21 protein-coding genes, 1 tRNA gene and 1 pseudogene are annotated in these 26,340 nt (G+C 68.4%); 13 read left to right on the top strand and 10 right to left on the bottom strand.

What is annotated here, in order from left to right; all coding sequences use genetic code 11:
• The 8 genes and pseudogenes from V7778_RS23135 to V7778_RS23100 form a co-directional block, all read right to left on the bottom strand.
• Nucleotides 1-712 (bottom strand): annotated as a pseudogene (locus tag V7778_RS23135) (hypothetical protein); the annotation flags it as partial.
• A gap of 178 nt (nucleotides 713-890) precedes the next feature.
• Nucleotides 891-2,294: an ATP-dependent RNA helicase DbpA gene (gene dbpA, locus V7778_RS23130; protein ID WP_335559659.1), complete on the bottom strand. Its 1,404-nt coding sequence runs from the start codon at nucleotides 2,292-2,294 to the stop codon at nucleotides 891-893.
• A gap of 28 nt (nucleotides 2,295-2,322) precedes the next feature.
• A complete protein-coding gene (locus tag V7778_RS23125; RefSeq protein WP_335559657.1) occupies nucleotides 2,323-2,583 on the bottom strand; it encodes a hypothetical protein in 261 nt (86 codons plus the stop codon).
• Between the two features lie 64 nt (nucleotides 2,584-2,647).
• Nucleotides 2,648-2,724: transfer RNA gene (locus tag V7778_RS23120), tRNA-Met, on the bottom strand.
• Nucleotides 2,725-2,804: 80 nt separating this feature from the next.
• Nucleotides 2,805-3,962: a class I SAM-dependent methyltransferase gene (locus V7778_RS23115; protein WP_335559655.1), complete on the bottom strand. Its 1,158-nt coding sequence runs from the start codon at nucleotides 3,960-3,962 to the stop codon at nucleotides 2,805-2,807.
• The gene (locus V7778_RS23110; RefSeq protein WP_335559654.1) at nucleotides 3,962-4,171 is read right to left on the bottom strand and encodes a hypothetical protein; all 210 of its coding nucleotides are present in this window, start codon (nucleotides 4,169-4,171) and stop codon (nucleotides 3,962-3,964) included. The genes V7778_RS23115 and V7778_RS23110 overlap by 1 nt, the downstream gene beginning before the upstream one ends.
• Before the next feature lie 60 nt (nucleotides 4,172-4,231).
• A complete protein-coding gene (locus tag V7778_RS23105; RefSeq protein WP_335559652.1) occupies nucleotides 4,232-7,987 on the bottom strand; it encodes an AAA family ATPase in 3,756 nt (1,251 codons plus the stop codon).
• Complete coding sequence (locus tag V7778_RS23100) at nucleotides 7,984-9,273, bottom strand: exonuclease SbcCD subunit D C-terminal domain-containing protein (RefSeq protein ID WP_335559650.1); 1,290 nt, start codon at nucleotides 9,271-9,273, stop codon at nucleotides 7,984-7,986. Before V7778_RS23100 ends, V7778_RS23105 begins: the two co-directional genes overlap by 4 nt.
• 104 nt (nucleotides 9,274-9,377) lie before the next feature.
• Here V7778_RS23100 and V7778_RS23095 point away from each other — a divergent pair, with 104 nt between their 5' ends.
• The 6 genes from V7778_RS23095 to clpB all read left to right on the top strand — a co-directional run bounded on the left by V7778_RS23095 (nucleotide 9,378) and on the right by clpB (nucleotide 17,862).
• Nucleotides 9,378-10,613: a winged helix-turn-helix domain-containing protein gene (locus tag V7778_RS23095; protein WP_335559647.1), complete on the top strand. Its 1,236-nt coding sequence runs from the start codon at nucleotides 9,378-9,380 to the stop codon at nucleotides 10,611-10,613.
• A gap of 199 nt (nucleotides 10,614-10,812) precedes the next feature.
• Nucleotides 10,813-11,409: a hypothetical protein gene (locus tag V7778_RS23090; RefSeq protein WP_335559645.1), complete on the top strand. Its 597-nt coding sequence runs from the start codon at nucleotides 10,813-10,815 to the stop codon at nucleotides 11,407-11,409.
• Nucleotides 11,410-11,485: 76 nt separating this feature from the next.
• Nucleotides 11,486-14,152, top strand: coding sequence for a DUF349 domain-containing protein (locus tag V7778_RS23085; protein ID WP_335559643.1), 2,667 nt, complete (start codon nucleotides 11,486-11,488; stop codon nucleotides 14,150-14,152).
• Complete coding sequence (gene moaE / locus V7778_RS23080; RefSeq protein WP_335559641.1) at nucleotides 14,149-14,619, top strand: molybdopterin synthase catalytic subunit MoaE; 471 nt, start codon at nucleotides 14,149-14,151, stop codon at nucleotides 14,617-14,619. The genes V7778_RS23085 and moaE overlap by 4 nt, the downstream gene beginning before the upstream one ends.
• Nucleotides 14,616-14,990 (top strand): fluoride efflux transporter CrcB, encoded by a 375-nt coding sequence (gene crcB / locus V7778_RS23075; RefSeq protein ID WP_335559639.1) that lies wholly within the window; start codon nucleotides 14,616-14,618, stop codon nucleotides 14,988-14,990. The genes moaE and crcB overlap by 4 nt, the downstream gene beginning before the upstream one ends.
• Nucleotides 14,991-15,252: 262 nt before the next feature.
• Nucleotides 15,253-17,862: an ATP-dependent chaperone ClpB gene (gene clpB / locus V7778_RS23070; RefSeq protein WP_335559638.1), complete on the top strand. Its 2,610-nt coding sequence runs from the start codon at nucleotides 15,253-15,255 to the stop codon at nucleotides 17,860-17,862.
• 161 nt (nucleotides 17,863-18,023) lie between these two features.
• On the opposite strand, the gene V7778_RS23065 is transcribed toward clpB, so the two are convergent.
• Both V7778_RS23065 and V7778_RS23060 read right to left on the bottom strand, forming a co-directional pair.
• Nucleotides 18,024-18,602: a PEP-CTERM sorting domain-containing protein gene (locus V7778_RS23065; RefSeq protein ID WP_335559635.1), complete on the bottom strand. Its 579-nt coding sequence runs from the start codon at nucleotides 18,600-18,602 to the stop codon at nucleotides 18,024-18,026.
• 344 nt (nucleotides 18,603-18,946) lie between these two features.
• On the bottom strand, nucleotides 18,947-19,702 hold the full coding sequence (locus tag V7778_RS23060) for a PEP-CTERM sorting domain-containing protein (protein ID WP_335559633.1): 756 nt from the start codon (nucleotides 19,700-19,702) through the stop codon (nucleotides 18,947-18,949).
• 424 nt (nucleotides 19,703-20,126) lie between these two features.
• On the opposite strand from V7778_RS23060, the gene aceA reads away from it, so the two are divergent.
• The 7 genes from aceA to V7778_RS23025 form a co-directional block, all read left to right on the top strand.
• Nucleotides 20,127-21,425, top strand: coding sequence for an isocitrate lyase (gene aceA, locus V7778_RS23055; protein WP_335559631.1), 1,299 nt, complete (start codon nucleotides 20,127-20,129; stop codon nucleotides 21,423-21,425).
• 243 nt (nucleotides 21,426-21,668) lie between these two features.
• A complete protein-coding gene (locus V7778_RS23050; protein ID WP_335559629.1) occupies nucleotides 21,669-22,181 on the top strand; it encodes a hypothetical protein in 513 nt (170 codons plus the stop codon).
• 10 nt (nucleotides 22,182-22,191) lie between these two features.
• Entirely contained in the window at nucleotides 22,192-22,824 is a 633-nt protein-coding gene (locus V7778_RS23045) for a penicillin-binding protein activator LpoB (RefSeq protein ID WP_335559627.1), read from the top strand.
• Nucleotides 22,805-23,968 carry a tetratricopeptide repeat protein gene (locus tag V7778_RS23040; RefSeq protein ID WP_335559625.1) on the top strand — a complete coding sequence of 388 codons (1,164 nt, stop codon included), beginning with the start codon at nucleotides 22,805-22,807 and terminating at the stop codon, nucleotides 23,966-23,968. The genes V7778_RS23045 and V7778_RS23040 overlap by 20 nt, the downstream gene beginning before the upstream one ends.
• Complete coding sequence (locus V7778_RS23035; RefSeq protein WP_335559622.1) at nucleotides 23,969-24,418, top strand: hypothetical protein; 450 nt, start codon at nucleotides 23,969-23,971, stop codon at nucleotides 24,416-24,418.
• The gene (locus tag V7778_RS23030; protein ID WP_335559621.1) at nucleotides 24,418-25,119 is read left to right on the top strand and encodes a hypothetical protein; all 702 of its coding nucleotides are present in this window, start codon (nucleotides 24,418-24,420) and stop codon (nucleotides 25,117-25,119) included. Before V7778_RS23035 ends, V7778_RS23030 begins: the two co-directional genes overlap by 1 nt.
• A gap of 261 nt (nucleotides 25,120-25,380) precedes the next feature.
• Nucleotides 25,381-26,340, top strand: a 960-nt coding sequence (locus tag V7778_RS23025) for a 23S rRNA (adenine(2030)-N(6))-methyltransferase RlmJ (protein ID WP_335559619.1), incomplete at its 3' end; no start/stop codon positions are given.

The raw sequence follows: 26,340 nt of genomic DNA, 5'->3' as shown, positions 1-26,340 counted from the left end.
GTTCCTCGGGCAGGGTCAGGCTGAGCGCGTCGCGCGAATCCGCGCCGTGCAGCAATGCGAGCAGGGCCGCCAGGCCGCCCAGCAGGACGGTCGCGGCGCCGGTCATCAGCAGCAAGCGCTGGACGCGGCCGGGCTGCGCGGCGCGCGCGCCATGCATCGGTTCCGGCTCGGCGGCGAACTGGGCCACCGGGGCCACCGGGGGCGCCGAGTCGGCCATCGCGGACACGCCGCCGGTTGCGGCCATGGCCGGCCCGAGCACCACGATGCCCAGGAGGTTGCGCAACTGTTCGATGGTCTGGGGGCGCTCTTGCGGGTCCGGCGACAGGCAGCGGTCGATGGCGCCGACAAAGGAGTCGCTGTAGTCCGCCCCCATGCGGCCGCGCAGCGGGCCCTGGGGGGCGGCTTCCTGGGTGATGGCGTAATGCACGACGGCGGCCAGGTCGTGGATGTCCTGGGCCTCGGTATCGCCGGGCAGGGTCGCGTGGGCGGGCAGCAGCATGGGGTCGCCCGAATCGAGCACCAGCAGGGTATCCGGGGTGATCGGCCGGTAGGGCATCTGCATCGCGTACTGCAGCTCCAGCGATTGCAGCACCTGGCGGATGATGCGCCGGCACCAGGGCTCGTTGACCATCTCCTGGTTGTGCTCGACGATTTCGCGGACCGTCCGGCCGTCGGTCTGCTGTGGGGGATTGCTGAGGGTGTCCGTCATCATGGCGTTCTGCCGGGCGATGACAAGCAAGGATGCCGGCCTGACCCGGTGTATCTGGTTTGTTGCAAATAATGCCAGAATTGCCGAAATGGCGGTGCGGCAGAGTCAAACGTGCGCGACAGTTACATTTGCCGCTGGAACATCCCGGGGGGCGGCGCGCCCCCGCACCGCCGCATGCGGATTACATCTCCAGGAAGCGCATCTTGAAGTAGCGTCCCTTGATGGCGCCGAACTCCGGGCCCATCGGATTGCCGGCGCTCAGGCGCTCGACGGCCTGGCGCGCCACGCGGCGGTCGAGCGCGACATAGGCGTTGAATTCGAAGATGTTGATCTTGCCGACCTGTTCCTTGGTCAGGCCGGCGTCGCCGGTGAGGGCGCCCAGCAGGTCGCCCGGACGCAGCTTGGCCTTCTTGCCGCCGGCGATCACCAGGGTCATCATGGGCGCCGGCTGGCCGGCTTCGGGGTGTTCGCCGAGCGCATCCAGGTCTTCCCACACGGCGTCCTGCTGCTGGTATTCCTCGACCAGGCGCACCCATTTCTTTTCGTTCGGGGCGGCCAGGGTATGGGCCATGCCGGTGCCCGCGCCGCGGCCGGTGCGGCCGATGCGGTGCACGTGCACTTCCGGATCTTTCGAGACGTCGACGTTGATCACGGTGTCGAGGTCGGCGATGTCCAGGCCGCGCGCGGCGACGTCGGTTGCCACCAGCACCGAGCAGCTGCGGTTGGCGAACAGCACCAGGATCTCGTCGCGTTCCTGCTGCTCCAGTTCGCCATACAGGGCGAGGGCGGAGAAGCCCTGCGCCTGCAGGTATGCGGCCAGCTCGCGGCAGCGCGCCTTGGTGTTGCAGAAGGCCAGGGCGGAAACCGGGCTGTAGTGCTTGAGCAGGCGCGCCACCGCTTCGTCGCGGCCATCGAAGCCGATCTCGTAGAAGCGCTGGTTGATCTTGTCGGCGTCGTGGCGGCTCTCGACGGCGATCTCGAGCGGGTCGCGCAGGAAACCGGCGGTGGCATGGCGGATATCGTCCGGATAGGTGGCCGAGAACAGGAGGGTCTGGCGGCGCTGCGGCGTGGCGCGCACGATGTTCTCGATCTCGTCGTAGAAGCCCATGTCGGTCATGCGGTCGGCCTCGTCCAGCACCAGGGTCTGGACATTCGACAGGTCGAGGGTGGCGCGGCCCAGGTGGTCGCGGATGCGCCCCGGGGTGCCGACCACGATGTGGGCGCCATGTTCGAGCGAAGCCATTTGCGGACGCATCGACACGCCGCCGGTCAGGGTCAGGATCTTGACGTTGCCGACGCCGCGCGCCAGGCGCCGCAGTTCGTTGGCGACCTGGTCGGCCAGCTCGCGCGTCGGGCACAGCACCAGGCCCTGCACCGCGAACCAGGCCGGATTGAGCTTGTGCAGGATGCCGATGCCGAAGGCGGCGGTCTTGCCGCTGCCGGTCTTGGCCTGGGCGATCAGGTCGCGGCCTTCAAGGACGGCAGGCAGGCTCTCGGCCTGGATCGCGGTCATCTGGTGGTAGCCGAGCGTCGCCAGGTTGGCGAGGAAGGGCGGCGTGAGGGGCAGGGTGGTAAAAGCGTGCATCGGTGGCTCCAGCGTTCAGCCGGGCCACTCAGGCTTCCGGCGTGGCCGGCGCCCAGACGGGCAGGCCGGTCAGGTCGAGGTTGTCGTCGCGGCGCCAGACTGGCAGGCCGGTGGTGTCGGTTTCTTCGAGCAGGTGCAGCTGCTCTTGCTTGAGGGTAGCACGGCGAGGACGAGAGGCGATGCGTTTCGGTTCGGTTACCGGAACAAGCGCCGGAACAACGGTTGCGAGCGGCGCGGCCGGCTCGAAGCCCGGCAGATCGAACGTTGCGTTGTCTTTCTTGTCTCTCATCTGCCTTTGCTACCGCACAAAACAAAAGCCCGGCTCCATGAGTCGGGCTTTCGTATTGGTATTCTGGTTGCGGGGACAGGATTTGAACCTGTGACCTTCGGGTTATGAGCCCGACGAGCTGCCAGACTGCTCCACCCCGCGTCTGAGAACGATAGTATAGCCGGTTATGGGGTATTGCGCAATGTGGCAAATTTGTAGGGTCGGCGGCGGAGCCGCCGACCCTAGGCCGCGCGCAGGCGCCACAGCGAAGTGACTTCCTTCGATCTTGCTGCATGCAAAGGATCATCCGCATCGTTCGCCTTGCCGTGCACCGGCCGCGTATCGTGCCGCGCCGCCACTTCCAGCCCGGCCGCGGCGATCCAGCCCAGCAGCTGCTCGCGGCTACGCAGGCCCAGATGCTCGGCCAGGTCCGACAGAATCAGCCAGCCTTCGCCGTCAGTTTCCAGGTGCGCCGCCAGGCCGTCCAGGAAACCTTTGAGCATGCGGCTGTCCGGATCGTAGATCGCATGCTCGATGGCCGAGCTGGGCTTGCCCGGCAGCCAGGGTGGGTTGCACACCACCAGCGGCGCGCGGCCTTCCGGGAACAGGTCGGCTTCGATGATGTCGACCTGCGGGGCCAGGCCCAGTCGCGAGATATTCTCGCGCGCACAGCCGAGCGCACGCGCATCCATGTCGGTGGCCAGCACCCGCAGGCCGCGCCGCGCCAGCACGGCCGACAGCACGCCGGTGCCGGCGCCGATGTCGAAGGCGAGTCTGGCGCCCACCTTGGCGCCGTCGGGCAGCGGCGCCTGCGCCACCAGCTCGACGTATTCGCCGCGCACCGGCGAGAACACGCCATACCACGGGTGGATGCGCTCATCCAGCGCGGGGATGTGCACGCCCTTGCGGCGCCATTCGTGGGCGCCGATCACGCCCAGCAGTTCGCGTAGCGAGGCGACATAGGGTTTGTCGGCCACGCCGTAGGCTTCCAGGCAGGCCAGGCGTGCGTCCGGCGCGCGGCGCAGCGGGATCGCGTGGTCGGCCTCGAAGGGAATCAGGAGCATGGCCAGGGTGCGGGCGCGCTGCAGCTGCTGCAGGCGATGGCGGTGGAAGGCCTCGGTGGGGGAGGTGGGGGCCGCTTTCACCCTGGACGCCTTGGCCCGCTTGGCACGCTCGCCCTTGTGCTCGACCCGGCGCACCAGCGCCTGCAGCAGCTGGCGCGCGTTCTGGAAGTCCCCGCGCCACAGCAGGGCGGTGCCGTCCAGGGCCAGGCGGTAGGCGGTGTCGGCGTTCATGGTGTCGTCCGCGACCACCACCTTCTTCGGGGCCGGCCAGCCGCTTTCGGAACGCCAGCGCGCCACATGGGCCACGCCGCCTTCATGCCATTCGAGGGTAGTCATCAGTGGTGGTGGTGCCAGTTGCCGTCGGTGGATTCGAGGTAGGACCTGACCGCGTCCGGGCTGCCGGTCGCGTGGCGCTTGACCTCGCCGCAGTCGCAGATGCCCTGGTAGGGCTGGATGTGCGAGCAGGCCGAGACCTTCTGGAGGAAGACCTTGACCGGCTTGGCGCACTTCGCGCATTTGAAGGTGAGGATGCGTGCGGGCTTCATGGCGTTTCTCTATAAACCGTGTTGGAAAAAGCGGCATTCTACACCGCTGCCCGGCCAGCGCTACTCGACGATCACCACGCTGCTGCCGCCTCCGGCCGGGCGCACCAGGACCTTGGTGGCGATGCGGTCGGTCATCTCCTGCACGTGGGAAATCACGCCCACCTTGCGGCCCATCGATTGCAGTGCGTCCAGCGCATCCATCGCCACGCCCAGGGTCTCGGTATCGAGACTGCCGAAGCCCTCGTCGATGAACAGCGACTCGACCCGCACCCGGTTCGAGGACAGCGAGGCCAGGCCCAGCGCCAGCGCCAGCGAGACCAGGAAGGACTCGCCGCCCGAGAGCGAGTTCACCGAGCGCACCTCGCCGCCCATGTCCTGGTCGCGCACCATCAGCGCCAGCGAAGGCCCGCTGGCGTAGGCGACCCGCTCGAGCCGGTAGCGGCGCGCCAGGTGGCCCAGGTGGGCATTGGCGTAGCCGAGCAGCACGTCCAGGGTGAACTGCTGGGCGTAGTTGCGGAATTTCTTGCCGTCGCTGGAGCCGATCAGCTCGGACAGCTTGCCCCAGCGCTGCTCGACTTCCTGCTGGCGCTCGATCTCGGCCAGCACCGCCTTGGCCTGCTGGCGGCGCTGGTCGTCCTGGTCGACCTGCAGGCGCAGGCTGGTGGCCTGGTCGTGGGCCGCACGGCGCTCGGTGCCCAGGGCTTCACAGGCCTGCTCCACGGCTTCATGCGCCTGGCCGCCCGGCGGGGCGCCGGCAAGGTGGGCTTCGCGCTGGGCGCGGCGTTCGGACAGCACCGCCGTGGCGCTGGCGACCTGGGCGTCGAGCGCGGCCAGCGCCGCCCGTTCCTGGGCCAGCCAGGCGGCGCCGACGGCCAGCAGCTGGGCCAGCGCGGTGCTGTCGGCCACGGGATCGAGTTCGTCCTGTTGCTGGATGCGCCGGTAGTCGTCCAGCCAGTCCGACAGGGCCGCGGCGGCTTTCGCGCCTGCGCTCTCGAGTTCCGCGATGCGTTCGGCCAGCTGGGCCAGCGCGGCGCGGGCATGGGCTTCGCGCTGCGCCGCTTCGTTCGCCGCCGCCTGGCGCGCCGCCAGGCGTTCGCGGGCGGCGGCGAGCGCCGCACCCAGCTCGCGTTCGATGTCGCGCGCGGCGCGGCCTTCCCACAGGGCGGCGCGTTCGGCGCGCATGCGCGCCAGTTCCGTTTCGATGCGGGTGAATTCGGCGGCGGTATGCGTGCCGCTGCGGTCGATCTGGGCGATGCGTTCGAGCGCGCCCGCCGCTTCCGCTTCCAGGGTCGCGATGGCGGCGACGGCGCGCGCCTGCAGCTCGGTCTGTTCGCGCCAATGCGCGGCTTCCGCCGCACGTGCCTGGCGCCAGGCTGCCGGCGCGCGGCGCCAGGCGTCCTGCCAGCCATCGCCGCCGGCGTTCGCCATTACTGGATCGAGTTCGGCCAGCAGCGCGTCCAGCTGGGCGCTTGCCGCTTCCTGGCGCGCCGACTGCGCCTGCAGCTCGGCGGCCAGGCGCGCGCTGGCCTCGCGTTCGGTGTCGAGCACCTGCTGCAGGCGCTGGCGGCTGCCCTGGGCCTGGTCCAGCTCGCGCTGGGCGGCGTCGCGTGCGCCGGCCGCCTGCCGGTAGGCGAGTTCGCGCTGGGCGAGCCCCTCGGCCGCGCGCCGCAGCGCCTCGCGCTGTTCCTCCAACCAGCCCGCGCGCGCATCGATGGCAGGCGCGTCCAAGGCGACGGGGAGCTGCTCCCAGCGCGCCGCCAGGGTGTCGCCCCGTTCGGACAGTTCCGCGCGCTGGCGTTCGAGCGCGGCCAGGCGTTCGCGCGCCGTGTCGAAGGCCGCCTGCTGGGCGGCCTGAAGGGCGGCGTTGGCGCGCGCCGCCGCGCGCGCCTGTTCGACTTCGGCGCGCAGCCCGGCCAGCATGGCGTGCAGGCGGTCGTCCTGCTGGTGGTAGGGATGATCGAGGCCGCCGCAGACGGGGCAGGGCGCGTCCTCGCTCAAGGAGGCGCGTAGCTGCTCGACGCTCGAGGCGCAGGCCAGTTCGGCCGCGCCCAGCGAGCGCTCGGCCTGGGCCATGGCGGCTTCCAGCGCAGGCGCGGCGGCGCGCGCCTCGAACAGGCTGCGCTCCGCGGCGGCGCGCGTGGTGTCGCTGTGGTCGAGGTCGCGCGCCAGCTGGGCCAGGGACCGGCGCGCGGTGTCCAATTCGGACCAGACCGCTTGCGCCGCTGCCAGGCTGTCGCGCTGCTGGTCCAAGCTTGCACGCTCGGCCGACATGGCATCGACGTCGAAGCCTTCGAGTGCGGCCAGCGCGCCGGCGCGCGCCGCTTCCAGGGCGCTCACCCGTTCCGCGGCCTGGCCGAGCGCGCCAAGGGCCGCCGCTTCCCGTTCACGGGCCTGGGCGGCGCTGCGCCGCGTGGTCTCGATGGCGCCCTGGCCGGCCGCGACGCCAACCGCGGCCCCTTCGGCCTGGGCCAGCAGCCTGTCCCAGCGCGGCCACTGGCTTGCCATCGCCTCCAAGCGCGCCTGGGCCGCCAGCCAATTGGCAGATGCATCGCGCGCCTGGCGCTGGCGTTCCAGTTCCGCCGCCTTGTTCTGGTGCTCGGCGCGCGCGTTGCGGGCCTCCAGGCGCGCCGCCTCGAGCGCGGCCTGGGTCTGCTTGTGGGCCGGCGCCAGCGCGTCGATGGCCGCGTCGAGCGCCTTGGCCTGGTCCAGCCTGGGCGTGGCGCTGCGCAGGGCTTCATCGGCGATGTCGAGCTGGGCCAGCGCGGCATCGACTTCGCCGCCGGCCTGGCGGCGCGTCTCCAGCGCCGCGGCCAGGTCGGCCTCGGATTTCGCGCTCGACGCCAGGGCCTGGCGCCGCTCGCCGTCCAGGCGCGCCACGTCTGCCACCAGCGAACGCGCCGGCTGCACCGCGTCGAGCGTGGCCAGGCGCCGGCGCCGTTCGCCGGCCTCGTCGCGCGCGGCCACGGCCTCGGCCAGCGCTTGCGCCGCCTGGGTTTCGCCGCGCTGCAGTTTCTCGGTTTCCTGGTGCCAGCGCAGCTCCTGTTCCAGCACCGCCTGGCGCGCTTCCAGCGCCTGCAGGGCCAGGTCGGCGGTGGCGCGTTCCGCGTCGAGGGCTGCCCTGGCCTCGGGCGCCAGCGGCGCCTGGTTCGCGAGCCTGGCCGTGAGCGACTGGGTGCGGGCCTGTTCCGCCTTGTAGCGCTCGAAGGCGCGGCGCGAGATCTCGCTGTAGATGGTCGTGCCGGTCAGCGTTTCCAGCAGCTCGCCGCGCTCGTTCTCGTCGGTCTTGAGGAAGGCCGAGAATTCGTTCTGGGCCAGCAGCACGGCGCGCGTGAACTGTTCGAAGGACAGGCCGATGCGCTGCACGATCTCCAGCGCCACCTCGGTCTTGGTGCCGCCGATGGCGACCAGGTCGGGAAGGCGGTGCAGGGTCATCTTGGATGGCTGCAGCGCGCCGCCCGGCTTACCGTAGGCGCGGCGCACGCTCCAGCGCGCGCGGTAGCGGCCTTCGTCGCTGCCGACGAAATCGACCTCGGACCAGGCTTCGGCCGCGCCGCGCCGCAGCAGGGTGCGCGGGTCGAGCGCGGACACCGTATCGCCGCCCACGTCGGGCAGCTGGCTGCCGGCGCGCTTGAGCAGGCGCGGAGTGGCGTCGTACAGCGCCAGGCACAGGGCGTCGAGCAGGGTGCTCTTGCCGGCGCCGGTGGGGCCGCTGATGGCGAACAGGCCGCTGGAGGCCAGCGGCTCCTGCTCGAAGTCGACCGCGAATTCATGGGCCAGCGAAGCCAGGTTCTTGCCGCTGATGCGCAGGATCCTCATGCGCGTTTCCCTTCCACGCCTTCCCCATCGGTGGCGTTGGCCAGTTCTGCGAACGCGGCCAGCAGGTCGGGCGGCGCGTCCGCGCCGAAGCGCTGCTGCCACAAGCGGCGGAAGATGTCGTCCGGCTGCAGGCGCGCCAGCTGGTCGAGCGTGAGCGCATCGGAGCCTTCGCTGACGGTGGTGAACCTGCGGGTCGGCTCGATCTTGGCCAGGCGCACCGGCTTGCCTTCGAGCGCGGCTTCGACCCGCGCGCGCAGGCCCGGCTCCGGGCCGTCGAGCAGCACCCGCACTTCGAGGTAGGGATGGGCCTGGGGCGGCAGGTCTTCCAGTTCCAGCGCGGCCAACGCCGCCAGCACGTCGTCGAGCGGAGCCGGGGTGGCGGGCACGCGCAGCAGCTGCACGGGCCGCGGCACGAACACCGGCGTCACCGACGCCGCCCTGGCGCCTTCCAGTTCGACGCACAGCACCTGGTGCTGGTAGCCGACTTCGGAGAAGGACAGCGGCAGCGGGCTGCCGCAATAGCGCACATGCTCCTGCTTGCCCACGCGCTGGGCCAGGTGCAGGTGGCCCAGGGCCACGTAGGCGAGGTCGGGGTCGAACATGCTGGTGGGCAGGGCCTCGGTGCCGCCGATCACGATGCGGCGCTCGGAATCCTGCGAGGACTGGCCGTCCACCATGTGGCAGTGGCCCATGGCGACGATGGCCTGGTCCGCGCCGCAGCGCTCCTTCGCGAGTGCATACGCTTTGTTATAGAGGAGGGTGGTGCCCTGCAGGTAAGGGTCAGGGGACTGCTCTTCCTTCTCCTTTTCCTTGTCCGCGGCCGCCTTGTCCAGGCGCGGCACGTCGCCCGGGCGCAGGAAGGGCACCGCCAGGCACCAGGCGCGGGTGGCGCCCTCGCGGTCGCGCAGCGGCAGCACCAGGCGCTCGACGTCGATCTCGCCCTCGCCGGTGCGCACCACATGGCCGACCACGAAGATGCCATAGGCTTCCAGCAGCGGCGTCGGCGCTTCCAGCCGGCCCGGCGAATCGTGGTTGCCGGCGATGACCACCACCTGCAGGTGCGGCACCGCCGCCTTGGCCCGCTGCAGGAAGCGGTACAGCTGGCGGTGCGCGAAGGCCGAGGGGTTGGCGTTGTCGAACACGTCCCCCGCGATCAAGAGCACGTCGATGCGCTCGGCCACGAGCGTGTCCACCAGCCAGTCGAGGAAGCACTGGTGTTCGTAGATCCGGTCGAAATTGTGCAGGGTCTGGCCGAGGTGCCAGTCGGAAGTGTGCAGCAGCCGCATGGGAAGGAAAACGTGAAGTCGGGTCGGCGCCAACTATAACGCATCGGCGCCCGCGCCGCCCCCGGGTTCTACTGAGGATATCGAAACATTATTACAATGGCTGGATGAGCGAACTCATTCTATCGGCCGGCGCCGCGCGCGCCCTGCACCTGGCGGCCCAGGGACTGGACAGCGCGCGCCGCCGCCGCGCCGCCAAGGCGGACGTGCTGGACGCGATCCGGCGCATGGAGATGCTGCAGATCGACACCATCAGCGTGGTGGCGCGCAGTCCCTACCTGGTGCTGTGGAGCCGCCTGGGCGACTACGATCCCTGCTGGCTCGACGAGCTGCTGGCCGAGGGCAGCCTGTTCGAGTACTGGGCCCACGAAGCCTGTTTCCTGCCGATCGAGGACTACGGCCTGTACCGCCACCGGATGCTCGACCCGGAGCGGATGGGCTGGAAATACTCGGCGCGCTGGATGCGCGAGCACGCCGACGTGGTCGAGCGCCTGCTGGCGCACGTGCGCGAGCACGGCCCGGTGCGCGCCGCGGACTTCGAGCGCAAGGACGGCAAGAGCGGCGGCTGGTGGGAATGGAAGCCCGAGAAGCGCGCGCTGGAAGTCTTGTTCACGGCCGGCCGCCTGATGATCGCGCGCCGCCACAACTTCCACCGCATCTACGACCTGGCCGAACGCGTGCATCCGACCTGGGACGACAGCCGCATGCCCTTGGAGGACGCGGTGCGGCGCGAGTTCGCCCTGCGCACGGTGCGCGCGCTGGGGCTGGCCAAGGCCGCATGGATCCCCGACTACCACCGCACGCGCCGGCCCCACGTCGACCCAGGGCGGCTGGCGGATGAGGGCTTGCTGGTGCGGGCGCGGGTGGAGGGCTGGCGCGAGCCGGTCTACCTGCATCCCGCCCACCTGGAGCGTGCCCGCGCCGCGGCCGAGGGTGCCCTGAATCCCGGCCTGACGACCCTGCTGTCGCCCTTCGACCCGGTGGTCTGGGACCGGCGCCGCGCGCTGGAGCTGTTCGGCTTCGATTACCGGCTCGAATGCTATACCCCGGCCGAGAAGCGCCGCTACGGCTACTTCACCCTGCCGGTTCTGCGGCGCGGGGCGCTGGTGGGGCGGATCGACGCCAAGGCGCACCGCAAGGCGGGTGTCTTCGAGCTCAAGAGCGTGGCGCTGGAGCCCGGGATGCGCCTGAGCGCGCGCCTTGCCGCCGACGTGGCGGGGGCGGTGCGGCGCTGCGCGCGCTGGCATGGCTGTGCGCAAGTGACGGTGGGACAGGCGGACCCGGCGCCCTTCGCAGCCCAGCTCGCCGGGGCCCTGGAAGAAGACGCCCGTGCAGCGGCATGAACATATTCAGTTCCCACCGAGGTGTTTGAGCCACCTCAAGCCTATGCCCGTCCTTCTCTCTACACTTTGAGTTCCTGCCGGCCGGCGACAACAACATAAAAGAAGCGCCGGCTGCCCCTGCAAAGCATCCCCAGCCCTGCATCCAGGCCGCGCACGGTCATGCTGCCATGCTGGCGGAGCCATTCTGAGAGGAGACACGATGTTGACGTCAACCTATACGCTGGTCGCCCTATCCGTCGAGCAAGCACGCGCGCGGGTCGAGGTGCAGGCGCTCATGGAGCGCTGGCGGCCGAATACCTGGTGGGGAGAAGGCCCCCACCAATGGACCGTGCGCCAGTTCGAGCAGGCCTGCGAATCGCTGCGCCGCGTGTACGAGAGCTGCCACTGGCGCAAGCTCGACCGGTTCGTGCTGCCGGCCCTGCAGCGGGCGGGGGCGGCCGCGGAAGCGCTGGTGGCGCGGCTCGAAGGCCTGAGCCGGCGCGCGCTGGACGCGCGCGTCATGGCCCAGGCCAAGGCGGCCGAAGGCAGCCCCGATTGCCTGCGCGCCGTCGAACATTGCTGCAGCCTGCTGCTCGAGCGGCTCGAGCTGGAGGAACGCGAGCTGTTTCCGCTGGCGCGCACCCTGATCTCGGGCGAAACCTGGTTCGCCATCGCCAACCAGATGCTGGCCTACGAGGCCAGCCAGGTGGAATCGCGTCCTCCGGCCGGCGTCCCGGCGGCCGGCGCTCCGGCGGCCCGCCCCGTACCGGCTGAATATGCTAGCCGGAAAGGCTCAACATTGCCCCTCGTTCACTGATTCGGAACAGAAGGGGGAGCGGCCCATCGAGGCCATGGTTCTTTGCTATGATGGGGGTTTTGGAAGTGCGCTCATCATGTTCGAATTCCTATTCAAGCGGCAGGGTGGAGACAAGGCGGGAGCCGGGCCCGACGCCGCCGCGCCGGACGCACGGGCGTCCGGCAAGGCGTCCGGGCAGGGCGCCTCGCAGGATGCTGCGCCGAAGGAAGCCGGCGGACGGAACGCAACCCAGCACTCGCGCGAGCAGCAGGCCGAACAGCTCAAGGGGCTGGACGGCGACGAAGCCGCCGCCATCGACTTCATCCTCCGCTCCGATTTTTCCGAACTGCGCCTGGCGGCCGCCGAGCTGGTCCACAGCCGCGAGGGGCTCGAGCGCGTCCACACGGCGATGCGCAACCTCGACCGCCGCGTCGCCAAGCTCACCCAGTCGCGCCTGGACGCGATCCGCCACCACGACGCCGAGCTGCGCCGCGGCCAGGAAGCCCTGGCGCAGGCGCGCAACTTGCTGGGCGACCACCTGCTGACCCCGAACCATGTCGCCGAGCTCGACCGCAAATGGGCGATCACCAAGGCACCCGAGCTGGCCCCCGAATTCGATGAAGTGCGCGCCCAGCTGGCGCAGCGCCTGGAAGCGCAGGTGCAGCTGCAGCGCGCCATGATCGACCGCCTGGCGGCCTTGCGCCAGCTCGACGGCGCGGGCCTGGACGCGGAAGCGCTGTCGGCGCGCCTCGCGAACCTGCAGCACGAACAGGAAGCGGCCCTGGTCGCCGCCGAGCACGCGTCGCTGCCGCGCGCCCTGGTGGCCGAATTCGCGACCGAGCATGCGCGCCTGACCGCCGGCCTGGCCACGCTCGAACAGGACCGGGCGGCCCTGGCCGCGCGCGAGGCGGCCCTGGCCGAATGGCAGGGCAAGCCCCAGGCCGAACTCAAGCCGGAACAGTTGCGCAAGGAGTGGCAGCGCCTGCCTGCGCTCCCCGTCAACGCCGCCGGCGCCGCGCTGCGGGAGCGTTTCGAGGCCCTGCTGGCTGCGCTACCCCATGAGGCGCCGAAGGAAGCGCGCAAGCCCAGGCTGAAAACGGAGCAGCCGGATCCCGGTGCGACGCCTGCGGCCCGCGAGCAGGGCGGCCAGAAGGATGGGCAGAGAGGCGGCGCGCGCGGCGCCGACCAGCCGTTCATCGACAACATGGATGCGCTGGAAGCCGCCCTCCAGCAGGGCTCGCTCGGCAGTGCCGCCGAACTCGACAAGGCCCTGAAGGAGAGCAAGGACAAGGGCATGCGCCTGACGCCGGCCCAGGCCGACCGCCTGGCCCACCTGCGCGCCGAGCTCAAGCGCCTGTCGGACTGGGCGCGCTGGGGCGGCAATGTCTCGCGCGAGGAACTGATCAAGACCGTGGAAGCGCTGCCCACCCAGAACCTGGCGATGAGCGAGCTGGCCAAGAAGGTCGGCAGCATGCGCGACCGCTGGAAGGCCCTGGACAGCCTGTCGGGCGCCGCGCCGCGCAGCCTCTGGGAGCGTTTCGACGCCGCCTGCACCGCCGCCTATGCGCCGGCCGCGGCCCACTTCCGCCAGCTGGCCGACGAGCGCCACGCCAACGCGGCGCGCGGCCAGGCCCTGGTCGAGGAAGCGCAGGCCGAGATCGCCCGCCTGCAGTCCGGCGAAGCCGACTGGAAGCACGTGTCCGGCACCGTGCAGCGCCTGCGCACGGCCTGGAGCCACCTGGGCGCCATCGACCGCAAGGACAAGAAGCGCCTCGACCAGCTGTTTTCCGAGGCGCTCACCACCCTGCAAAAACCCCTCGAGACCCAGCGCCAGGTCGAGACGGGCGTGCGTGAGCAGCTGATCGAGGAAGCCCAGGCGCTCGACCCGCACGACCGCCACGCGGTCGACCTGCTGCGCGAGCTGCAGCACCGCTGGCAGGAACACGCGCGCGCCTTGCCGCTCGAACGCAAGGCCGAACAGGCGCTGTGGCAGCGCTTCCGCGCCGCCTGCGACGCGCTGTTCGCGGCGCGCAAGGAACACGCCCACGCGGCCGATTCCGAGCGCCGCGCCCACGAAAGCGCCAAGGAAGCCGTGTGCGCGCGCCTGGAAGCCGCCGCGCCCGAGGCCACCCCGGCGACGGTCGGCAAGCTGCTGCGCGAGGCCGCCGCCGAATGGCAGGCGATCGGCCCGGTGCCGCGCGCCCATGAGGCGCGCATCGAGAAGCGCTACCACGCCGCCGTGGCCCAGGTGCAGCACCACGCCGATGTGGCGCGCCGCGCCGCCGGGCTGGCGCTGGCCGGGGCCGTGCGCGACAAGCTGCGCCTGATCCAGGCGCTCGAAAACGCCCTGGTCAACCCGGACGCCCACACCCATGCGGGCGACTGGCGCCAGCGCTGGGACGCCATGCTGCCGCTCGACGGCGTTGTCGAGAACGTGCTGCGCGCCCGCTTCGAGGGTGCGCTGGGCGCATTGGAGGGCGACCGCGCGGGCTATGCGCGCCAGCTCGAAGCCAACCGCGAACACCTGTTGCACGAGCTGCTCAAGCTCGAGATCGCGGCCGGCATCGACAGCGGCGCCGAATTCGCGCGCGAGCGCCTTAAGCTGCAGGTCGAGGTGCTGCGAAGTTCGCTCAAGTCCGGACGCAAGCCGGGCGCCCACGGCGACGAGCTGCGCCAGCTCCTGAGCTTGCCGGCGCTGGCGGATGCGCGCACCGAGACGCGCATCGAACAGCTGCTGCTGCGCCAGACCAAGGAGGGCAAATGAAGGCTGGGGTGACCGAAGTGCGGGTGCAGTCCGGCGACTTCGACCTGGGTCGCGAAATCGCGCGCCTGCGCGAAGGCGACGCGCGGATCGGCGCCGTGGTGAGCTTCGTCGGCACGGTGCGCGACCTGAACGACGGCGCCCAGGTGGCCGAGCTGGAGCTGGAGCACTATCCCGGCATGACCGAAAAGGCGCTGGAAGACATCGTGGCCCAGGCGCGTGCGCGCTGGCCCCTGTACGGCGCCCTGGTGATCCACCGCATCGGCCCGATGAAGCCGCTCGACCAGATCGTGCTGGTGGCCTGCACCGCCGCGCACCGCGGCGAAGCCTTCGCCGCCTGCGAGTTCATCATGGACTACCTCAAGACCGACGCCCCGTTCTGGAAGAAGGAGCAGACGCCGGACGGTGCACGCTGGGTCGACGCGCGCTCGAGCGACGACAGCGCCAAGGCGCGCTGGGCCACCGCTTGAGCTGGCTCGCCGTCGGCGCCGGGGCCGCGCTCGGCGCCTGGCTGCGCTGGGGCATCGGCCTGTGGCTGGGCGGCTTGCATCCCTTCGTGCAGGCAGGCACCCTGGCGGCCAACCTGCTGGGTGGCTTCCTGGTCGGGATCGCGCTCAGCGTCTTCTCCGCCCATCCGCAGCTGGCGCCCGAATGGCGTTTGTTCCTCGTCACCGGCTTTCTGGGCGGGCTGACGACCTTCTCGAGCTTCTCCGGCGAATCGCTGACCCTGCTGCAGCGGGGCGAGGTCGGCTGGGCGCTGCTGCACACGGCGCTGCACCTGTTCGGCTCGCTCGTGCTGTGCGCGGCGGGTTTTGCGGCATGGCGGGCGCTGCGGGGCTAGAGGACCTGGGCGAGGCTGAGCCGGCTCAGGCCTGGGGCGATTGCTGTGACGCATCAGTTACGGCGCATGGATCGCGTGGCACAGCCGCTCCAGCATGCCCTGGACAACTTCTGGAGCACGCCCGGCGCCGGAAGCCTGGCCTTCCTAGCCCGTCCAATCCTGAGATCCCTGTTCGCCACGGCTGAGCGTTGCGCATCTTGAAAAGCGGTCAGCCGTCCCAACTTTTCTCCTTAGTCAAAGAACACCACTAGGGAGTAATATCATGCGGCAAGACAAACTGACGACCAAGCTCCAGGAAGCGCTGGCGGATGCCCAGAGCCTGGCGGTCGGCAACGATAACCAGTACATCGAACCTCTCCACCTGCTGGCCGCCCTGCTGAACCAGGACGACGGCGGTGCGCGCTCGCTCCTGCAGCGCGCCGGCGTCAACGTCGGCGGCCTGGCCAATGCCCTGAAATCGGCCTTCGAGCGCCTGCCCAAGGTCTCGGGTACGGGCGGCGACGTCCAGGTCGGGCGCGAGCTGGTGTCCCTGCTGAACCTCGCGGACCGCGAGTCGCAGAAGCGCGGCGACCAGTTCCTGTCCTCCGAGATGGTGCTGCTGGCCCTCACCGAGGACAAGTCGGACGCTGGCCGGCTGGCGCGCGAACACGGCCTGACGCGCAAGGCGCTGGAGTCGGCGGTGCAGGCGGTGCGCGGCGGCGAATCGGTGAATTCGCAGGACGCCGAAGGCCAGCGCGAGGCGCTGAAGAAATACACCCTCGACCTGACCGAGCGCGCACGGATGGGCAAGCTCGATCCCGTGATCGGCCGCGACGACGAGATCCGCCGTGCGATCCAGGTGCTGCAGCGGCGCAGCAAGAACAACCCGGTGCTGATCGGCGAACCGGGTGTCGGCAAGACCGCCATCGTCGAAGGCCTGGCCCAGCGCATCGTCAACGGCGAGGTGCCGGATTCGCTCAAGGGCAAGCGCGTGCTGTCGCTCGACATGGCGGCCCTGCTGGCGGGCGCCAAGTACCGCGGCGAATTCGAGGAAAGGCTGAAAACCGTTTTGAAGGAACTGGCCCAGGACGAGGGGCAGACCATCGTCTTCATCGACGAGCTCCACACCATGGTTGGCGCCGGCAAGGCCGAAGGCGCGATGGACGCGGGGAACATGCTGAAACCCGCCCTGGCGCGCGGCGAGCTGCACTGCGTGGGCGCGACCACCCTGGACGAATACCGCAAGTACGTCGAGAAGGACGCCGCGCTGGAGCGCCGCTTCCAGAAGATCATGGTCGACGAGCCGAGCGTGGAGGCGACCATCGCCATCCTGCGCGGCCTGCAGGAAAAATACGAGCTGCACCACAAGGTGGAGATCACCGACCCGGCCATCATCGCCGCGGCCGAGCTCTCGCACCGCTACATCAGCGACCGCTTCCTGCCCGACAAGGCGATCGACCTGATCGACGAGGCGGCGGCCAAGATCAAGATCGAGATCGACTCCAAGCCGGAAGTCATGGACCGCCTCGAGCGCCGCCTGATCCAGCTGAAGATCGAGCGTGAAGCCGTGCGCAAGGAAACCGACGAGGCCTCGCAGCGCCGTCTCGAACTGCTGAACGACGAGATCGCCCGCCTGGAACGCGAGTACAACGACTACGAGGAGATCCTCAAGTCCGAGAAGGCGGCGGTGCAGGGCACCACCCACATCAAGGAAGAGATCGAGCGCATCCGCCACCAGATGGAGGAAGCCAAGCGCCAGAGCAACTGGCAGCAGGTCTCGGAGCTGCAGTACGGCCGCCTGCCGGAACTGGAAGCCCAGCTGAAGAAGGCCGAGGAAGCCGCCGGCGCCGAAGCCGAAAGCGCCCAGCCGAAGCTGCTGCGCACCCAGGTCGGGGCCGAGGAGATCGCCGAGGTGGTCTCGCGTGCGACCGGCATCCCGGTGTCGCGCATGATGCAGGGCGAGCGCGACAAGCTGCTGCACATCGAGGAAAAGCTGCACGAGCGCGTGGTGGGCCAGGACGAGGCGATCGAAGCCGTGTCCGACGCCATCCGCCGCTCGCGCGCCGGCCTGGCCGATCCGAACAAGCCCTATGGCTCCTTCATGTTCCTGGGCCCGACCGGCGTCGGCAAGACCGAGCTGTGCAAGGCGCTGGCGGCCTTCCTGTTCGATACCGAGGAAGCCCTGATCCGCATCGACATGAGCGAATTCATGGAGAAGCATTCGGTCGCCAGGCTGATCGGCGCGCCGCCGGGCTATGTGGGCTACGAGGAGGGCGGCTATCTCACCGAAGCCGTGCGCCGCAAGCCGTACAGCGTGATCCTGCTGGACGAAATCGAGAAGGCGCACCCGGACGTGTTCAACGTGCTGCTGCAGGCGCTCGACGACGGCCGCATGACGGACGGGCAGGGCCGCACCGTGGACTTCAAGAACACGGTGATCGTGATGACCTCGAACCTGGGTTCGCACAAGATCCAGTCGATGGACAGCGACGACCCGGCGGTGGTCAAGCTGGCCGTGATGGCCGAGGTGCGCGGCCACTTCCGCCCCGAGTTCATCAACCGCATCGACGAGATCGTGGTGTTCCACGCGCTCGACGAGAAGAACATCGGCGCGATCGCCAGGATCCAGCTGCACAACCTGGAAGAACGCCTGGCCAAGATGGACATGGCGCTCGACATCGACGAGGAGGCGCTGCAGAAGATCGCCGAGGCGGGCTACGATCCGGTGTACGGCGCGCGGCCGCTCAAGCGCGCGATCCAGCAGCAGATCGAGAACCCGCTGTCGAAAGCCATCCTGTCCGGCAAGTTCGGGCCGAAGGACACCATCCCCGTGCGCGTGCGGGGCGGGCAGCTGGTGTTCGGGGAGCAGCAGACGGTGGAATTGGCCAAATAAGCAGGCCAGATGAGAAAGGCGCCGCGAGGCGCCTTTTTGTAGGGTTGGCGGCTACGCCGCCGACGCGTCCAACGGACGGCGGCGCCACCTCGAAGGATCACAGCGCAACGGTCACCGCGTCGGCGGCGAAGCCGCCAACCCTAGGCCCGTCCGGATGCGCGTCAAGCCTCGCCGGCCTTCTTGCGCCTGCGCGCCATGAACCCCAGCAGCGCCAGGCCTCCGCCCAGCATCGCATAGGTCTGCGGCTCCGGTACCGGCGCGATCGCCTGCGACAGCAGGCTGCCCACCTTGCGGTCGCCCTCGCCGAAGAAGTTCACTTTCAGGTGCGGCGCGTCCAGGCTCGGCGCACCGCCTTCGAAGGTGAACTGGAACACCATGTCGTCGCTCAAGGCCACGTTGGCGCCCGAGTAGCACAGGCCGAAGCCTGGATGCGCGCCGCCCGCGCAGCCGTTCGCATTGAGCTCGCTGGACGACAGCGTCCAGCTGCCGGCTGCGCCCGGCGCCGCGCTCAGGCTCACGTTCGTGAAGCTGCCGACGTCCTTCAGTTGCAGCGCGCCGAGCGACGTGGCCCCGGCCCAGTCGCCGGTCGGGTTGGCGGCGTCGATCTCCAGGGTCAGCACATTCTCCGACCAGGAAGAGGTGAAGGTGACGCCCTGGTAGGTGAGGGATCCGGCGCTCGCCGGCAGGATGGCGCCTGCGGCCAGCAGGACGGCGGCTGCTTTGATGAGTGTGGTTTTCAAATGCTCTCCTCGTTAGGTGACAGTCCTCGCCTTCGCGTCCTGCGAACGGCTCGGACCGGCGTACTGTCGAGTACGCTGGGCTCAGCCTATTGCGTTTGGGAAGGAGGTTCTGTTAGCTGAATCACGGATGGCTCAGTTCCGCCGCGTCAAATGGATGAGCGGGAGGAGATCCGGTGGGAGAGGAGAGAAGGAAGACGCCATACCCGCCGGATCGTGGCGACGGCTGGCCTTGCAGGCCGGCAGGAAGGCAGCTCGGCGGCGGCAATGCTGGGAAACGGCGACAGCGCCAGTGAAAACGGGCCCAGCGGGCCCGTTGTCGACGAGGGCGGCGCAGCCGCGCGGGTTTATGCGCCCGGCTGTTTGCGCGCGCGCTTGCGGCGCAAGGCCATGCCAAGGGCGCCGAGACCGCCCGCCAGCAGCGCCAGCGACTGCGGTTCCGGTATCTCGGCCGGCGTGCCGCCCGGCGCGCCTCCGCCAGGCTCGCCAGCGTCGCCGGCCTGTTCGCCGCCGGTCTGGCCTCCGGTCTGTTCACCGCTGCCCTGCTCGCCACCAACCGTACCGGTATCGAGCTTGTCGCCAGAGGATAGCCCGCTGTTCGCCAGGGTCTCGGTCGTCAGCGGGAAGTCTTCCGACAGCAGTGTGTCGCTCTTCGTGCCGTTTTCCTTGAGCATCATGACCTTGAGGTGAGGCGTCCGGAGATCGACCTGGCCATCGAAGGTGAAGGTGAAGACCATGTCGTCTCCAAGGGCAAACCCGCCGCCGGTCAGGCACACGCTGTCGTCCTTGCCTTGGCCGTTGGAATTGCAACCCTGCCCGGAAAGCTCGGACCCGGCCAGCATGTTCCACTCGCCTTGCCTGGCGGACGTGGTCATCTTCGCGGCGCCGAAATCGCCGGCGGCCTTGACCGAGAAGCCGTCGAGATAGAACGCGTTGTTCCAGCCTTGATTGCGGTCCTTGGCGTCGACCTCGATGGTCAGGACCTTGCCGGTGAAGCTGCTGGTGAAGGTCACGCCGTTCGCGACGATGACGCCGGCCGATGCGCTGCCGGCGCATGCGGCAAGGAGGAGGGGAAGCGCCATCCGGCGTACGGTCGAATACATGATGTCCTTTGCTTTGCCCTGTGGGCCCTTGTTGTAAAGAGTGCAAACGGATGCTGAGGGTTTTGATGTATGCAGTCAACATAAAGTGCATCAATACAACATTTGTAAATTCCGCTGACATCGGCGGGACGTCTTTATGTCATACATTAATTGCCTCAAGGAAGTAGAGGAAGATTTTTCATTATCCCGGCCTGCGATTCCGCCATATGAAACACTGATCGATATTGAAACAATGTCCATTCTCGCCCTAAGAAAATTCGTTCCGGATCATGGAATGTTGGTTGCAACTCGTTGAATCAAAACAGAAAAAAATTGGCTATCTGTCTTATATAAGAGTGTTTGTGCTGCGCACAAATTGTTTTATGATTTCTCCAACAGATTCACATGTACAAACCGAGCGGTTTTTATCTTTAGGAGAACTGGCATGGCAACCCGTGAACAGCAGATCAGCCAATTGCAACAGGACTGGGACAGCAATCCACGCTGGAAAGGTCTGACCCGCAACTACACGGCGGCCGACGTCGTGCGCTTGCGCGGCTCGCTGCAGATCGAGCACACCCTGGCAAAGCGCGGGGCGGAAAAGCTCTGGGACCTGGTCAACAACGAAGCCTATGTGCACGCCCTGGGCGCGCTGACCGGCAACCAGGCCATGCAACAGGTAAAGGCGGGCCTGAAGGCGATCTACTTGTCGGGCTGGCAGGTCGCGGGCGACGCCAACCTGGCCGGCGAGATGTATCCCGACCAGTCGCTCTACCCGGCCAACTCGGTGCCGACCGTGGTCCGCCGCATCAACAACACCTTCCAGCGCGCCGACCAGATCCAGTGGTCCGAAGGCAAGGACGAGATCGACTACTTCGCCCCCATCGTGGCCGATGCCGAAGCGGGCTTCGGCGGCGTGCTGAATGCCTTCGAACTGATGAAGTCGATGATCGAGGCGGGCGCCGCCGGCGTTCACTTCGAAGACCAGCTGGCCTCGGTCAAGAAATGCGGCCACATGGGCGGCAAGGTGCTGGTCCCCACCCGCGAAGCCGTCGAGAAGCTCAACGCCGCGCGCCTGGCCGCCGACGTGCTGGGCACGCCGACCCTGGTCATCGCCCGCACCGACGCCGAAGCGGCCGACCTCCTGACCTCGGACGTGGACGACAACGACCGCCCGTTCTGCACCGGAGAACGCACCGTCGAAGGCTTCTACCGCGTGCGCCCGGGCCTGGAGCAGGCCGTTTCGCGCGGCCTGGCCTATGCCCCGTATGCCGACCTGGTCTGGTGCGAGACCGGCAAGCCCGACCTGAACTACGCCAAGCAGTTCGCCGAAGCCATCCACGCCAGATTCCCGGGCAAGATGCTGGCCTATAACTGCTCGCCGTCCTTCAACTGGAAAAAGAACCTGGACGACGCCACCATCGCCAGGTTCCAGCGCGAGCTGGGCGCGATGGGCTACAAGTTCCAGTTCATCACCCTGGCCGGCTTCCATGCCCTGAACTACGGCATGTTCAACCTGGCGCATGGCTATGCCCGGCGCGGCATGTCGGCCTTCGTCGAGCTGCAGGAAGCGGAATTCGCCGCCGCCGAACGCGGCTTCACCGCGGTCAAGCACCAGCGCGAAGTCGGCACCGGCTACTTCGACGCGGTCACCCAGACCATCCAGCAAAACCAGAGCTCGACCACCGCCCTGCATGGCTCGACCGAAGATGAGCAATTTTTTGACGAAAAGAAAGTTGCATGAGCTCTAGTTTTTAGAACGTTTGTGCTCCTGCCAAAACGCGCACCTCGGTGCGCGTTTTTTTCGATGTATCAAAGGGGCAACAGGTGTTGATTTTGATGCTATAGGCATGTACATTGCGCTTCTGCAAGCAAATTGTCTGTTTGTAATATCCCTTCGCCAACCATTGGTGATCAAGCATTGCCTTCATAACCACAGTCCCGCAATGACGGGCTGGATTTCCAAAACCACTCGATCCTGAAAACCATGAAAAAAATCTCCGCCCTGCTGTTCGCACTCGTCCTCACCGCTTGCGCGAGCGCACCGCACATCGCCGCCCCGAACCTGATCAAGGCCCCGACCCCGATCGTGGGCAACAGCGGCAAGTACATGTCGCCGTACACCGAAGACGGCACCGTGGCCGCCTGGGTGGAGAAGGGCCGCAACGCCAGCACCGGCGCCAGCATCGGCGGCTTCCTGGGCGCCCAGGCCGGCCAGAAAGTGGCTGAGAACATCCCCTTCATCGGCGGCTTCCTGGGCCAGGCAGTCGGCGAATCCGCCGGCCGCGCCATCGCGCTGAAGATGGTCGGCGGCGAAGAGTTCATCCGCGCCAATTCGGACATCTCGTTCAACTCGGTCAACGACCTGGCCGTCTACATGTACGCCAAGAACTCGACCCACAAGGATTTCGCCGAAGCCCTGAAGCTGACCCAGGAAATCTACCCGGAACTGAAGACCGCCTACTACCAGTCCATCATCAACGCCTCGGCCGGCAAGTAAGGATTCGGCAATGAAATCGACGACTATCGCCGTGCTGGCCGCCGCGCTGGCGCTGACCGGCTGCGCCACGCCGAACCTGAACAACACCCCGGGCCGCCCGGTGGTCTACCAGGACGTGAACACCACCTCGACCCGCGTCGCCGGCGTCGGCGTGGAAGCCCAGGACATCGTGTCGAGCACCGACCGCATGGTGCGCGACATCCTGTCGAACCCGGCCATCGCAGGCCGTTCGACCCCGCCGCGCATCGTGGTCGACTCGGAGTTCTTCAAGAACGAGAGTTCCTCGCGCATCAACAAGAACCTGATCACCAACCGCCTGCGCGTCGAGCTCAACCGCGCCGCCCAGGGCCGCCTGGTGTTCGTCGCCCAGCACTACGGCAACATGGTGGACAAGCAGCGCGAAGCCAAGCGCAGCGGCGAGACCGACCGCGGCACCATCCGCACCACCAAGGCCAAGGCCGGCGTCGACTTCCAGCTGGGCGGCAGCATCAATTCGCTGGACGCCCACTCGGCGAACACCGGCACGATGTCGCGCTACCACCAGATCACTTTCGAGCTGGTCGACGTGGAGTACGGCACCATCGCCTGGACCGGCATGTTCGAGTTCAAGAAGGAAGCCCAGGATGACGTCCTGTACCGCTAAGCGGAACAATGTCCTGGCGGCGGCCCTGGCGCTGGCGTTCACACTGGCGCCCGGCGCCGCCCGTGCCGACTACGCGGCCGAGGCCGCGCGCCTGAAGAACGCGCCGGCCAAGGACGCCACCATGCACGTCCTGCAGGCGGGCGTGGCGGCCATGGCCGAAGGCAAGACGCAGGATGCCAACGGCCTGTTCGACAACGCGCTCGACAGTATCGAGGGCATGTTCGCCAACACCGAGAACGCCGCCAAGGCGCGCTCGCTGTGGTACGAGGAGGGCGCCAAGGATTACAAGGGCGAACCCTACGAGCGCGCCATGGCCTATTACTACCGCGGCCTGCTGTACCTGGCCGAGGGCGATTACGAGAACGCGCGCGCCTCCTTCCGCGGCGGCATCCTGCAGGACGCCTTCGCCGAGGAGCAGCAGTTCCGCAGCGACTTCGCGGCGCTGATGATCCTGGAGGGCTGGAGCAGCCAGCTCAACGGCGACAAGGACCTGGCCAGGGAGACCTACGCCGAAGTGGCGCGCCTGCGTCCCCAGTGGGCCGCGCCGGCCGCCGGCGCCAACCTGCTGGTGGTCGCCGAACTCGGCGGCGCGCCGCGCAAGGTCGGCGACGGCATCGGCAACCACGAGATCGTCTACCGCCCGGCCAAGCGCATGCCGGAACGCAGCCTGAAGATCGAGTTCGACGGCAAGCCGCAGCAGGTGGCGCTGGCCGAGGACGTGTTCTACCAGGCCAGCACCCGCGGCGGACGTCCGGTCGACCGCCTGATCGAAGGCAAGGTGGCCTTCCAGAACACCACCGGCGCCATCGGCGAAGCGCTCGGCACCATCGCGTCGGACGGCAGCGTCTACGCGGCGGCGGCCGGCGGCGGCGGCGGACGGGCATTGGGCGCCGTGGCGGCGGTCGGGGCGATCTTCTCGATGGTCTCGGTGAACGTCAAGCCGCGCGCCGACGTGCGTTACTGGAACAACCTGCCGGAAACGCTGCACATCGGCACCGTCAACTACCAGGGCCTGCCGGGCAACGTGAACGTCACGCTGTTCGACGACAAGGGCCAGCAAGTCCCCGCCGACACCCTGCGCATCCAGAAATGGATCGACAAGAAGGGCAATGGCGTGGTCTGGATCAAGACTAGGAATCATTGAATGAAAAATAGTATCAACATCATCGCCGCCGGCATGGCCGCCATGCTCCTGGCGGGCTGCCCGACCGTGTCGCCGGAAGGCGCCCAGATGGGTGTGCGCGTCAACGACGCCATGGCGCCCACCGCACGCATCATGCACGACCAGGTCGTCATCCTGGACAAGGTCCTGCAGAACCAGAAGAACGGCAAGATCGCCATCGAAAGCCAGGGCGCGCGCCGCAATGCGACCGGCACCCTGAATGTGATCGTCCAGATCCGTAACCGTACCGACTACCCGCAAGTCATCGAAGCGCGCACCAGCTTCTTCGACAACGGCTTCGCGCCGATCGAGAAGGCCTCGGGCTGGACCCGCGTCCACCTCGACGGCAACGGCATCGGCACCTACCAGGAGTCCTCGCTGGGCGCCGCCCAGGTGGCGCACTACTACGTCGAAGTGCGGGAGGCCCGCTGATGCGCAGCATGATCTTCGCCGCGCTGGTGGCGATGGCGGGCGCCGCGGGCGCGCAGAACCTGATCGCGCCGGCCACCTTGCCGCCGGCCCAGGGCCAGGCGCAGGGCTATACCGATCCGGCGCCGGCCGGGATGATCGCCGAGACCCCGGGCGCGGGCAGCTTCCAGCAGTGGTATGTCGGCCAGCGTCGTCCGGCCATGGTCGTGTACTTCGACCGCAAGCTGGAGCAGCTGCCGCCGGGCTGGCAGGGCCGTGACCGCCTGCTGGTCGAAGAGACCACCAAGGCCCAGGGCAAGGAAGAGAACCGCCGCCTGACCGTCGGCTTCGAGCGCAACACGGCCCAGGCCGCGCGTCCGGTGTCGCAGTTCGCCCAGCTGTTCCAGAACGCGCTCGAAGCCGAGCTCAAGCGCCAGAGCCTGCGCGTGCTGGACGGCAAGGTCCTGCACCGCAAGCAAGCGGCCGGCGGCCGCGGCGGCGACGTCGAGTACAGCTCGCTCAAGGGTGCGGCCCGCTTCGTGTTCGAAGTCGAGCTGCTGGTGCTGAACGGCGAATGGGAGCTGGTGGGCGTCCTGAAGGACATCCACAACGGCGACCTCACCGCCAGCGTACGCCTGCCGGTCGAGAACCTGGGCAACCACGCCGCGATCGAGCGCGCCGCGCGTTCGCTGGTGCGCAGGCTGATGCATTACTCGGTGGCGTAAGCCTGACCGTTTCCCTGCGGGGATCCGAAGGCCGCGGCGATACGCCGCGGCCTTTTTATTTGCTTGGGGCTGGCGGCTTCGCCGCCGGCGCGTTCAAGCGGCGTTGCCCGGCTCGTGCCCGAGAACGCAGCCGACGACCCTACGATGCGGCACGCTCCGCCACTCATCCATTTCCGTGCCCACCCCGTTTGTAGTGGATAATGGCGCCCATCACGCCGCTCTTCACCACGCGGCACCATTATTCTCGAGGAATTCCAGCCTATGCTGAGCTATCGCCACGCCTTCCATGCGGGCAACCACGCCGACGTCCTGAAGCACTTTGTCCAGGTCCAGCTGCACTTGTACATGAACCAGAAGGACGCCGCCTACACCTATATCGACACCCACTCCGGCGCCGGCGTGTATGCGCTCGACAGCGCCCAGGCGACCAAGAACGCGGAATTCGACACCGGTATCGGCCCGCTGTGGACCTGCACCGACCTGCCGGCCCCGCTGGTACCGTATATGGACCTGGTCAAGGGCATGAACCCGAGCGGCAAGATGCGCTACTACCCCGGCTCGCCCTACGTGGCCGAGCAGGTGGCGCGCGAGCAGGACCGGCTGCGCCTGTTCGAGCTGCACCCGTCCGACTGCCGGATCCTGGCCGAGAATTTCCGCAAGGTCGAAGCGCACAAGGCGGAGCAGGGCGAACGTTCGCGCGGCCGTCGCGTCCTCATCGAGCACGGCGACGGTTTCCACAGCCTCAAGGCGCTGCTGCCGCCGCCTTCGCGCCGCGCCCTGGTGCTGATCGACCCGCCCTACGAGATCAAGGACGACTACCGCCGCGTGCGCGACGCCCTCGACGAGGCGCTGGGTAAATTCCCGAGCGGTATCTACGCGGTCTGGTATCCGGTGCTGCAGCGCATGGAGTCGCGCCAGTTCGCCGACCGCCTCAAGCGCCTGCCGGCCAAGGAGTGGCTGAACGTCACCCTGACCACGCGCACCCCGACTCCGGACGGCCACGGCCTGCACAGCAGCGGCATGTTCATCCTGAATCCGCCCTATACGCTGGAGCCGATGCTGCGCGAAGTGATGCCCTACCTGGTCCGTGTGCTGGGCAAGGACGCGGGCGCCCGCTTCACGATCGAGAAGGGCACCCAGGTCACAGGCGCCGCGGCCGGCCGCCTGGTCGGCGACACGCCGCGCGCGCCGGTGGGCAATGCGCGCCGCGCCAGCCCGCTG

The sequence above is a fragment of the Massilia sp. DD77 genome, from assembly GCF_036961685.1.
Classification (GTDB): Bacteria; Pseudomonadota; Gammaproteobacteria; order Burkholderiales; family Burkholderiaceae_D; genus Telluria.
This window is presented reverse-complemented; position numbering and strand designations above follow the sequence as displayed.